Annotated in this window: 2 protein-coding genes; both read left to right on the top strand. The window is 22.7% G+C overall.

The genetic code is table 11. The annotated features are described in order from the left end of the window. The first annotated feature begins 71 nt into the window (after positions 1–71). The gene (locus EZH24_RS11160; protein WP_137999182.1) at positions 72–1,445 is read left to right on the top strand and encodes a glycosyltransferase family 2 protein; all 1,374 of its coding nucleotides are present in this window, start codon (positions 72–74) and stop codon (positions 1,443–1,445) included. A 19-nt stretch (positions 1,446–1,464) separates the two neighbouring features. Beyond that, on the top strand, positions 1,465–1,798 hold a 334-nt coding region (locus tag EZH24_RS11155; protein ID WP_137999181.1), incomplete at its 3' end, for a glycosyltransferase family 2 protein.

Here is a 1,798-nt window from a genome sequence, read left to right as displayed (position 1 = left end):
GAGGTATATGAAAAAATTATAAGAATATATTTTTTTGCTATAAATATAAATATTAAGAGGAAATAATTATTATGAATGATAATAATATACCATTGGTTTCTATTATAATAACAACCTATAATAGAAAAACAATGTTTAAAGAAGCCATAGATAGTGTTTTAAATCAGGATTATCAAAATTTGGAAATAATAGTTGCAAATAATGCTTCTACAGATGGTACAGATGGATTAATGAAAAAATATATTGAAAAATATAAAAATATAATTTATATAAAAAGAGAGAAAAATATAGGGGCACATGCTAATGGATACAGAGCTTATAAAGAGGTTTCAAAAGGTAAATATATATTTTTTCTTTGTGATGATGATTATTTGATAAGCCCTACTTTCATAACTAATGCTGTTAATATTATGGAAAATAATGAAAATGTTGTATTAGTAACAGGATATGTATTAATGTATTTTGAGGATATTAACAAATATTTGACTATTCCATATAATGATGATAAATTAATATCTGGTATAGATTATTTAATTAACCAATCAACCGTAACTATGCCTAATAAATACCCTGAAATTATATCATTGTTTTTTTTAACAAGCAGAGAATGTATAGAAAATAATAAATTATTTAGTACATTTAAAGAGAGCGGTGATTTAGCTATCAGGTTCTATGCACCTAGTTTGGGAGATATATATTTTTTGCCTGAATTTGTAGGTTGCTATAGACTGCATAATGCTGTAAGAGAAACATCTAATATTGATTCTCTCTATAATGATTATTGTCGAGCTATAGAATTTGCTGATGATATAGTAGAAAGATACACATCATTATATCCTCAATATCAATATTTTTGGAAAAGTTACATACCATTGAAAATTGCAGATGCATTTATAAGAGATAGAATATTTAAAACTTTTGGTTTATCTCATTATACTAATGAAAAAGTAAAGAAACTAAAAGAATTTTTTAAGAAGTATAATATAAAAAAGCTTCATTATAAAATATATCAGTATTTATATTCAGTATTGATACCGTCAAAAATGAGAATTGTATTTGCTATTTTTGCATTTGAATATGTTCGTAGAAGTTATATTTATGCTGCTATATTAAGAATAGGTTTTTTAAATTTTGATTCTGCTTTATTTGGATTTGTTTATAGCGAAGATTGGTTAAGAATTTGGATATTATTTTTTAATTTAAAAATAAGGTTAAAAAATAAATATCATGCTGAAATTCCAAAATTATATGCTTATGCAAGTAATGATATACTAAAAGATGGTAAGATAGAGGCTTATTATACTTTAAATAAATCTAAAGAAGATCAAATATCTTCATATGATAATATTATAGAATTTATTCCTAATTCTAATATTTCTAAAGGAGAGCCTATAACTAAAACTAATACAACTAAAATTAATAAAATAAAAAATAAAGTATATTAATATATGTTTAGGAGCAGTTATGAATAATAATATGAAAATTTCTGTTATTGTACCTTCTTATAACTCAGAAAGATATATATCACGTTGTTTAAATTCATTAATAAATCAAACTTATAAGAATTTAGAAATAATTATTATTGATGATTATTCTACTGATAATAGTTGTAAAATTATTGAAGAGTTTCAAAAAAAATATAATAATATTATATTTTTAAAAAATGAAGAGAATAAAAAAACATTCGAGACAAGAAGAATTGGTATGGAAGCTGCAACAGGTGATTATATTGGGTTTTGTGATGCTGATGATTTTCATGAACCTTATTCTTTTGAATATTTATTAAATTTAATACAAC

Origin of the sequence: Brachyspira catarrhinii, from assembly GCF_005518285.1 — a bacterium.
Lineage (GTDB): Bacteria > Spirochaetota > Brachyspiria > Brachyspirales > Brachyspiraceae > Brachyspira > Brachyspira catarrhinii.
Note: the sequence above shows the minus strand (reverse complement) of the source record. Positions and strands in the feature narration are given on the sequence as shown.